The sequence below is a fragment of the Alteromonas sp. 07-89-2 genome (assembly GCF_013113925.1).
GTDB classification, from domain to species: Bacteria; Pseudomonadota; Gammaproteobacteria; order Enterobacterales; family Alteromonadaceae; genus Alteromonas; species Alteromonas macleodii.
Genome location: NZ_VTYM01000051.1, coordinates 1 through 9,168 on the forward strand (window position 1 = coordinate 1; position 9,168 = coordinate 9,168).

Genomic DNA, 9,168 nt, shown 5'->3' on the forward strand with positions numbered 1-9,168 from the left:
CTTTTATTTTTTATTTTTCTTGAACCATTTAGTGAATTGCACTATCACAGTATTGTACGCAATCACTTTTCCGGCACTATCAACCGAAATGATGTAGAGCGCTCGAGAAAATGATTTGTTGTACTTTCAACAATCAAAAGAGGCTAATCAATGAAAAGACAAAAAAGAGATAAACTGACACGCGCCCATTCGAAAGGCTATCAAGCTGGCATTAGCGGTCGTTCAAAGGAAAATTGTCCATTTCAGCAAAACGATGCACGTTCACAGTGGTTAGGTGGATGGCGCGAGGCAGTAGAAGACAGACACTTAGGTTTAAGTGTTAAATAACACTTCTCTTTTATGAACTGATTATGCAAAAAGGAAAGCCCCTGAAAAGGGGCTTTTTTGTTGGTCAACGTAAATTGACCTTATAGCTCTATAAAGGCAGTTTAGAAGTTTGAGGTATCTTGGAACAAGCCAACTTTCAAATCTTTCGCTACGTAAATCTCACGGCCATCAACTTCTACTGAACCATCTGCCATACCCATGAAAAGTTTACGCTTTATCACGCGCTTCATCGTGATCTTATACGTTACCTTCTTAGCGGTTGGAAGGATTTGACCCGTAAATTTAACTTCACCTACACCTAAAGCTCGGCCTTTACCAGGGCCGCCGCTCCAACCTAAAAAGAAACCAACTAACTGCCACATCGCGTCTAGGCCTAGGCATCCCGGCATTACCGGATCACCTGGGAAGTGACAATCAAAAAACCATAAATCGGGGGTAATATCTAACTCAGCGATAATTTCGCCTTTTCCATGCTCACCGCCATCTTCCGTAATTGAAACTACACGGTCCATCATTAACATGTTAGGTGCGGGAAGTTGACTGTTACCTGGGCCAAACATTTCACCACGGCTACACGCCAATAAATCTTCTTTGTTAAAACTATTTTTCTTCTCTGACATTCCCAACTCGTTGCTGTTATTAAAGTGACGCTGCTAATTTAGCGAACAGTTGTACGCCAAACAACTCTGAACAGTCATTTTTCTGAAGAAAAACGCATGCTAATATAGGTTTAGCAACTTTGGCTTGTACAAACATCGTTCTACACGTGTGATTTTTGTACGACTTTTAAATACAAGCTCTACAGTAACGTAACATTGTGTGAAAACTATGACAGAACAAACAACGAAAAAAAGCATTAAAAAGAGTGCCGCAGATAGAGCTAAAGCCAACGCTGATAAACAACGAAGGTTTAGAGAAAGGCAAAAAGACGCAGGTAAGAAACTTGTAAGAGGCTATGTTAGCCCCGAAGCAAAAGCATGTTATGACGAAATACGCGACAAGACTGGCTGGACTGACAGTGAAGCTATGTCAAATGCCATGCGGCTTATGTACGCAGCTTACAAATGTGGACAAATTAAACTTCTGAATGAATGGCTTCGCAAAAATAACCGTTAGCCAGTTTATTTAATTTTTGTTTTCAGCCATGCACGACTTGGACTATTTTGCATGGTGTGGCGTTTGACAATACGATGCGCCTCTTTAACCACATCATCTCGCTCGCGATAGTCCCATAAGCGCTTTGCCGTGATGCGATTATTCTCTGTTATATCAACGAGCGGTTCAACGTAGTCGCGTTCAACGTCAAAATCTAACATTTGCGCTTCTAGGGGCGGCAATAGGTGAGGGGCGTGAACAGCTTCACTGGGTAATTTAGCAAGTTCTGGCACCCACTTCTTGATGAATACACCTTCAGGATCTAATTTTGAAGATTGTGTTGCAGGGTTGTATAACCGCACGGTGTGAATACCGGTTACGCTAGCCTGCATCTGTATTTGGGGGTAATGAATACCTGGCTCAAAATCTAAGAACTGTGTTGCCAAATAATGCGCTGCCTTTAGCCAGTGTACATTTAGGTGATGACACAGAAAACTGGTTACCATGGCGCGCATTCGAAAGTTTAAGTACCCGGTATACTTAAGTGCTCGCATGCAGGCATCTACCAACGGATAGCCGGTCAATCCCATTGTCCAAAGGTAAAAGCGACGCTCGGCTTCTGGGCCATCTATAAACGGAAAGTTTTCGTATCCACTATTCATTGGTCGCCATTCAATACTGTGTTCGCTCTCAAATTTTTGAATAAAATGGCAGTGCCAATGTAACCGAGACGTTAAAGCGGCTAGGGCGCGACTCCATTGTTTTCTATCAGAATTCGGCAGTAACTTTTTCGTCTGCTTTTGATGTTGAACGCTTTGGTAAACTTGCTTAATTGATAGATTGCCCCATGCCAAGTAGGGACTTAAACGAGAACATGCCCGTCTTGCATATTCCGGCTTAGAAATATGTTGATGGTAGTATTGTCCTCTAGCATCGAAAAAATCTTTTAATACTTGCCAAGCACGCCTTTCACCGCCTGGCTGCATCTTGTTTAATTTTTTTAACTTGTCTAAAACATCCTGCCGATAATAATTCGATTTCTCGCTACAATGAGTGCCGGTTTGACTAGTAATATGACAATCAAACAGACCAAGCTCATCTAAATTTTTGCAAGCAGTGTTGATGTTGTAGTGCTGGGTGCAGTCGACCCAATTAACGCTGTTTATATCAATATCATAGGTTTTCGTTGTAAAGTGACGATCCCAGTTTTGCTGCCATTGCTCACGGTGAGGCAAACCACGCATCACTGCGCCATACTGGGACTCAATATGATTTATTTTCTTTTTCTTCAAATAGTTACTTACTGAAATATCACGGTTATGCGTAACTCTCAACCCTATTTCTTGGTAACTCCTAACCGCTGAAATAGCGTAATGCTGGGCAATAAGTTCGAGCGCATCAATAACTTCACAGTGTAAAGTCAGTAAACGGGCGTCTGAAGGCAACTGGGCGTTAATGTCGTCGATACTTTGCTGGATAAATTGCCAATGACGCATGTCCATATGCGGGTCGGCCATAAGGGAAGGTTCCCAACAAAAAAGCGGAAGAATGTTTTCGTTTTTTTCAACTGCACGGTAGAGAGGCTCGTGGTCTCGAAGACGAAGGTCACGTTTAAACCATATGACAGTCACAGATTGTTTAGAATGTACTGGAACCATATGACGAACTAACTACAACCACTTTTTACGAAATTGGCTGTCCGAATCATAAATCTCAGTCTGCTTTTGAAGGTTGAACTGTCTGTGGCCGCGAGGGTCGCTTCCAACACCTGCTAAGTAAAGCCAATTGCCCCAATTACTCCCCACATCGTAATCGATTAATTGATGCTCAAACCACGCTGCACCGTATCGCCAGTCCTGCCTTAGTTCGTGAACCAAACAGCTCGCAACTAGTTGCCTGCCTCGGTTTGACATATAGCCAGTTTCAGCGAGTTGTCGCATGCAAGCATCGACTATCGGGTAACCGGTCTTTCCTTCGCACCATAACGCAAAGGTTTCAGGACAATGCTGTGTCGACGGCTTTTTACCCTGGATACCGCTAAAGCGAAACCAATTGGCCCCGTATTTACACTGTAACCAATGAAAAAATTCGCGCCAAAGTAATTCAAAGTATATCCAATAAGTGGAATCGTTTTTTTCAACGGTTGCTTCAAACTGTTGAACTTGCCGAATGACTTCCCGTGCAGACAGCGACCCGTTCGCTAACCAAGCCGAAAGCTTGGTACTGTCTTGCCAAGTATCTAAAGCGTTCCTTGTGTCTTTATACGTTACTGCAGCTTTCCAATCGAAGAGATAAGCATTTAAATGCGTCAGCGCTGCTGTTTCACCTCCAACAAACGATGATTCAGACGGCCTCGGTAAATCAGTATCAATGGCGAATAAAAAAGACTCATCTAATTGCGGTGTAAAAGGGCTTGGTAAGCTTTCAATGGGTGGATGGACAGATAATGGCTTACAGTGCTTTTCCACTTTTCTGCGAAACGGACTAAAAACGTCGGGCATCTCTTCGATGTTGAAAGGAAGGGTTTGTGCATCAAATAAGCCAAACGTCGGAGTTTCTATAACTGTTACCGAATCGAAAAAGCGCTTTACTGAATTTAACTGTGCTGTTTCATCAAAACCACAGTGCTCGCTTACCCCAAGGTGAGAATATTGTCCGGACTTCATCAATTGAACTAAACACTCAGCAGGGTCGCCTTTGACAATGAGCAAATCATGTCCGAGCTTAGCTAATTGCCGTTTTAAATCCACAAGTGTTTGAAGCAGGAATGTGTGCCTATGTTTCCCCATAGGCGCAAAACCATATGTCGTAGGTGTAAACGCTTTATCATCAAGAATATAAAGAAAAGTAACCTGCTGAACTGCTTCACACAGCGCAGAAATAGCAGCATTATCATGCAGTCTAAGGTCATGTCGAAACCAATATAAACCTCGTTGATTGTTGTTCGTACGTTTTGATTGTTGGAGGTGATTTATCATACTAATTTTGAGTACTTTTTTACTATTTCTACGGATCTTGAATCCGAGTTTTATCGTAGTACATGCTATACGAATAATGTTAAGATTTGGCGCAATGCCTGAGGAAAAAATGTGACCGTTCCCGTTAGTATAATGTGGTTCAGACAAGACCTTCGAGTAAAAGACAATCCAGCCTTAAACGCTGCCTGTGATATGGGAAAGATAGTACCCATCTACATATATGATGACACTGCACCTAATGGCAGAGAGCCTGGGGGGGCAAGTAAATGGTGGTTGCATCATTCACTCTCGTCGCTCAATAAACGCTTAAACGGACATTTACAAATATTTAAGGGTGACCCACAGACACTTATTCCAAAGTTAATGAAGTCATTTAACGCTAAAGGTATCTTTTGGAATCGGTGCTATGAGCCATGGCAAATAAACCGCGATAAAACGATCAAGAAAACCTTAATCGAGCATGATTATGAAGCCCATAGCTGTAACGGCAGCTTACTATGGGAGCCAATGAAAGTATTGAAAAAAGACGGTACACCGTATCGCGTATTTACACCCTTCTACAAGAAGGGCTGCCTGCAGGTTGAAGAGCCACGTTATCCCAAAGCACCACCCGCACGTATTACTTATGCGGATGTCGACAACGACAGCGATGGATTAACTTCGTTAGATTTACTTCCTACCATCAATTGGGATGCAACCATTGAAAAAGAGTGGTCACCAGGCGAAGACGGCGCCGCTGACAATTTAGCTGACTTTATTGAAAATTCAGCACGTAAATACAAAGACGGCAGAGACATACCGTCAGCCAATGGGACATCGCGTTTGTCGCCGCATTTACACTTTGGTGAAGTGTCTCCAAATCAAGTTTGGTACGCGATAAAAGACAAGTTTGGAAATAGTGAAGACAAAAGCATTGAAACCTACTTGAGTGAGTTAGGTTGGCGCGAGTTCAGCTATTATTTGCTGTTCCATTTTCCTACTTTGCCTAATAAGAACTTCAACGAAAAGTTCGATAAGTTTCCTTGGCGCACAGATGCGAAAGCGCTTAAAGCGTGGCAAAAGGGAAATACAGGCATTCCTATCGTAGACGCTGGCATGCGCGAACTGTGGCAAACGGGCTACATGCACAATCGAGTTCGCATGATCGTGGGTTCGTTTTTAGTGAAAAATCTATTACTCAGTTGGCATGAAGGCGAGCGATGGTTTTGGGATACATTGTTGGATGCCGACCTTGCGAGTAACAGTGCAAGTTGGCAATGGGTTGCGGGTTCTGGCGCTGATGCTGCGCCTTACTTCAGGATATTTAACCCAATACTACAAGGCGAAAAATTTGATAAAAAGGGCAACTATGTGCGTAAGTATTGCCCTGAATTGAACAAGCTGTCAGACAAGTATATCCATAAGCCATGGGAAGCCCCTTCGGCTATATTGAAAGATGCAGGTATAGAACTTGGTAAGGAATACCCAAAACCTATTGTTGATTTAAAAGCGTCGCGTCAACGCGCGCTAGACGCATTCCAAACATTAAAAGAGTAGGGTATGGCAGCACTTATTTTAGTTTTAGGCGATCAGCTTACCGAGACGTTGCCAGCGATTGCTAACGCAGTAAAAAGCAAAGACACAATTTTGATGGCGGAAGTACGTGAAGAAGCCACCTACGTTAAGCACCATAAGAAGAAGATAGCGTTTTTGTTTAGCGCAATGCGTCATTTTGCCAAAGCGTTGCGAGACGACAATTTTAACGTGAACTACGTTCATTATAGCGACAAAAACAATCAGGGCGATTTGCTCGCTCAGGTTAAGCATGAACTTAACGGAAATGATTTTGATGAAGTAAAGGTGACTATGCCCGGAGAGTACCGCTTACTCAAAAGCATGGAGCAATGGGAAAACGTGCTTGGCATACCCGTTAGTATATGTGATGACAATCGCTTTTTATCGTCCCCACAAGAATTTACGGACTGGGCTGAAGGCAAGAAACAACTTCGAATGGAGTTTTTTTACCGTGAGATGCGTCGCAAACACAACGTGCTCATGGAAGGAAAAAATCCCATTGGCGGCAAGTGGAATTACGATGCCCAGAATCGCGAAGCAATGCCTGAAACCCAGAGAGTACCGAAGCATTCTACGTTTGAGATTGATGACATTACTTCGAAAGTTATCGAGCTCGTAAAAAGCGAGTTTAGCGATCATTTTGGCGATATCAATCACTTCCACTTTGCGGTAACTCGAAAAGACGCACTCAGCGTATTGAATACTTTTATAGAAGAAAGATTACCTAACTTTGGTCAGTATCAAGACGCCATGGTGGAAGGCAAGCCCTGGCTCTATCATTCACATATCGCGTTTTATTTGAACTGTGGTTTATTGACGCCAAAAGAAGCCATTCATGCAGCCGAACAAGCTTACCATGCAGGGCAAGTTCCACTGAATTCTGCTGAAGGGTTCATTCGCCAGATTCTGGGCTGGCGGGAGTATGTCAGAGGGTTCTACTGGCACTTTATGCCAAATCTAAAAACTGATAACTACTTCAATAACAGCCGCGCATTGCCATCGTTCTTTTGGGACGCCCAGACGAATATGAACTGCATGCGCCAGTGTATTAAAGAAACGCAGCAGAACGCTTATGCCCACCACATACAAAGATTGATGGTTATTGGTAATTTTAGTCTTTTAACTGAACTTAGCCCTGAGGAAGTGCAGGCATGGTATCTGTTAGTGTACGCCGACGCATATGAATGGGTTGAACTTCCTAATGTTGCGGGCATGATTTTGTATAGTGATGGAGGTAACCTAGCAAGTAAGCCCTACGTCGCAAGCGGAAGCTACATCAACAAGATGAGCAATTACTGCAAAAATTGCGGATACCAAGTTTCTAAAAAGACCGGACCAAAAGCGTGCCCGTTTAACTACTTATACTGGCACTTTATTGACAAACACAAGGAACAATTGAGCAATAATCACCGCATGGCCATGATCTATAAAACCTACGGGCGAATGAAAGAAGAAAATATCGAAACTATGAAGCAAGATGCCTCAACATTTCTGACTAAGCTAACGAAAAATGAAGAAGTCTGATTTACCCACCAAAATTTGTCCGGTTTGTCAGAGACCATTTGCTTGGCGCAAAAAATGGGAAAAGAACTGGGAAAATGTACGTTATTGCTCAAAACGTTGCTCAGGAAATAGAAAACCACTCAAAGCAAATGAAAGATAGTGGTATACGTCTTTATCAAAGGTTACGCTTCTTTATGACGTGGCCAGGTTAATCATTTGTTTCATACAGTACGTATAACGCATAGTGAACATACAAGGAGAGTGTTGTGGAAGCACCGATTACCGTAGATAGACTGCGTTTCCTTTTATACAGTGTAAAAGAAAAGCTTTGGGTAAAACCTCTTGGCTTTTGTTTGCTCTCAATCTTTGCTGTATTCGTCGCTAAAGTAGCAGACGGGACTTCATTGGCTGAGCATATTCCTGAAATAAAACCCGAATCAGTTGAAACACTGCTTTCAATAATGGCATCTAGCATGATGGTGATCGCCACGTTTTCTGCAGGTACTATGGTTAATGCTTATGCTTCGGCCAGTCAGTCGTCAACGCCGCGTTCTCTAAGCCTTATAATATCCGATGATGTATCACAAAACGCACTGTCAGTTTTCATAGGCGCATTTATCTATAGTGCTGTAGCGCTTACTGCAATGACTCAAGCTTTTTTCGATGAAGCCGGGCTTTTCATTTTATTTTGTCTAACCTGTCTGGCTTTTTCGATAGTTATTTTAACTTTTATCCGGTGGGTAGACAGCGTTGCACGATTAGGGCGCGTGGGGTCAACGCTATTAAAAGTGGAGCACGCCACGACACGCGCGATTAAAAATAGAATAGATATGCCGTGCTTAGGCGCAGTACCACAAGAGCAAATAAAAGAGCAGGGGACGCATGCCATTTATACTAAACAAGTGGGCTATATTCAGCTTATAGACATTGCCAAGCTGCAACAATTAGCTGATAAAAACGACGGCTTCATCAATGTCGCCATGTTGCCCGGTGAGTTTGTTTCACCAGAGCGTGCCATAGCATATTCGAATAAAAAGGTAGTATCAGATGAAATTGTTGACGCATTTACTATAAGTGAAGCCAGGTCCTTTGAGGCTGATCCTCGCTTTGGCTTTATCGTACTAGCCGAAATTGCATCTCGTGCATTATCGCCATCGGTTAATGACCATGGTACTGCAATAAATACCATTAGCAGCATTACACGCCTTATGTTGTTGTGGCACGAGCCCAAATCCGAAACTGAAACCGAAAACTCACAAAGCGATAGCGCTCAGCATGAGGAGTTTAAATATGACCGCATTTCATTGCCTGCGTTAAATGTGAATGATCTATTTGACGATGCGTACACCAGCATTGCCCGTGATGGTGCTGCTAATATTGAAGTTGCTATCCGAATACAAAAGTCACTAAAAACAATTAAAGCGTGCTTTAAAGGTGAAGGTACAAGCATAGAAAGAGACTTTGTTGAGGCGGCGTCTAAGTTAGCGATGCAAAGTTACGAACGTGCAAAGTTGGCATTGGATTACGAAGACGATATTAAGCGAATTGAGCGCGTTTATAATGATAACTAAACGTGTAAGTTATTACTGCCAAAATCACTGCTAAGAATGCTGCTAAAAATGCTTAAAGTAAAAAACTAACTAGTCTATATAATTTCTGCATACCACAAACCATTTAATCTACGTAAATGATCGATCGAGTTTCTTTATGT

The 9,168-nt window shown here is 42.6% G+C and carries 9 protein-coding genes; 6 read left to right on the forward strand and 3 right to left on the reverse strand.

The features are described from left to right. Positions 1–150 precede the first annotated feature (150 nt). Positions 151–327 carry a ribosome modulation factor gene (gene rmf / locus F0261_RS19340; RefSeq protein WP_014949558.1) on the forward strand — a complete coding sequence of 59 codons (177 nt, stop codon included), beginning with the start codon at positions 151–153 and terminating at the stop codon, positions 325–327. Positions 328–428: 101 nt separating this feature from the next. Here the strand turns inward: rmf and fabA are convergent, their stop codons facing one another. Further along, entirely contained in the window at positions 429–947 is a 519-nt protein-coding gene (gene fabA, locus F0261_RS19345; RefSeq protein WP_014949559.1) for a bifunctional 3-hydroxydecanoyl-ACP dehydratase/trans-2-decenoyl-ACP isomerase, read from the reverse strand. A gap of 208 nt (positions 948–1,155) precedes the next feature. On the opposite strand from fabA, the gene F0261_RS19350 reads away from it, so the two are divergent. Further along, positions 1,156–1,443 carry a hypothetical protein gene (locus F0261_RS19350; protein ID WP_014976601.1) on the forward strand — a complete coding sequence of 96 codons (288 nt, stop codon included), beginning with the start codon at positions 1,156–1,158 and terminating at the stop codon, positions 1,441–1,443. 5 nt (positions 1,444–1,448) lie between these two features. Here F0261_RS19350 and F0261_RS19355 read toward each other — a convergent pair whose 3' ends face one another. Further along, positions 1,449–3,080, reverse strand: coding sequence for a cryptochrome/deoxyribodipyrimidine photo-lyase family protein (locus F0261_RS19355; protein WP_171338696.1), 1,632 nt, complete (start codon positions 3,078–3,080; stop codon positions 1,449–1,451). A 12-nt stretch (positions 3,081–3,092) separates the two neighbouring features. Then, positions 3,093–4,400, reverse strand: coding sequence for a DASH family cryptochrome (locus F0261_RS19360; RefSeq protein ID WP_171338697.1), 1,308 nt, complete (start codon positions 4,398–4,400; stop codon positions 3,093–3,095). Positions 4,401–4,511: 111 nt separating this feature from the next. On the opposite strand from F0261_RS19360, the gene F0261_RS19365 reads away from it, so the two are divergent. The 4 genes from F0261_RS19365 (at position 4,512) to F0261_RS19380 (ending at position 9,028) form a co-directional block, all read left to right on the forward strand. Continuing rightward, on the forward strand, positions 4,512–5,936 hold the full coding sequence (locus F0261_RS19365; protein ID WP_171338698.1) for a deoxyribodipyrimidine photo-lyase: 1,425 nt from the start codon (positions 4,512–4,514) through the stop codon (positions 5,934–5,936). Between the two features lie 3 nt (positions 5,937–5,939). Then, positions 5,940–7,478, forward strand: coding sequence for a cryptochrome/photolyase family protein (locus F0261_RS19370; RefSeq protein WP_171338699.1), 1,539 nt, complete (start codon positions 5,940–5,942; stop codon positions 7,476–7,478). Further along, the gene (locus tag F0261_RS19375; RefSeq protein ID WP_014979372.1) at positions 7,465–7,617 is read left to right on the forward strand and encodes a DUF2256 domain-containing protein; all 153 of its coding nucleotides are present in this window, start codon (positions 7,465–7,467) and stop codon (positions 7,615–7,617) included. The genes F0261_RS19370 and F0261_RS19375 overlap by 14 nt, the downstream gene beginning before the upstream one ends. Before the next feature lie 106 nt (positions 7,618–7,723). Continuing rightward, the gene (locus F0261_RS19380) at positions 7,724–9,028 is read left to right on the forward strand and encodes a DUF2254 family protein (protein ID WP_171338700.1); all 1,305 of its coding nucleotides are present in this window, start codon (positions 7,724–7,726) and stop codon (positions 9,026–9,028) included. Positions 9,029–9,168 lie beyond the last annotated feature (140 nt).

Coding starts and splice junctions, on each gene's coding strand:
- fabA (WP_014949559.1), bottom strand. CDS start 947: ATGTCAGAGAAGAAAAATAGTTTTAACAAAGAAGATTTATTGGCGTGT.
- F0261_RS19350 (WP_014976601.1), top strand. CDS start 1,156: ATGACAGAACAAACAACGAAAAAAAGCATTAAAAAGAGTGCCGCAGAT.
- rmf (WP_014949558.1), top strand. CDS start 151: ATGAAAAGACAAAAAAGAGATAAACTGACACGCGCCCATTCGAAAGGC.
- F0261_RS19355 (WP_171338696.1), bottom strand. CDS start 3,080: ATGGTTCCAGTACATTCTAAACAATCTGTGACTGTCATATGGTTTAAA.
- F0261_RS19370 (WP_171338699.1), top strand. CDS start 5,940: ATGGCAGCACTTATTTTAGTTTTAGGCGATCAGCTTACCGAGACGTTG.
- F0261_RS19360 (WP_171338697.1), bottom strand. CDS start 4,400: ATGATAAATCACCTCCAACAATCAAAACGTACGAACAACAATCAACGA.
- F0261_RS19375 (WP_014979372.1), top strand. CDS start 7,465: ATGAAGAAGTCTGATTTACCCACCAAAATTTGTCCGGTTTGTCAGAGA.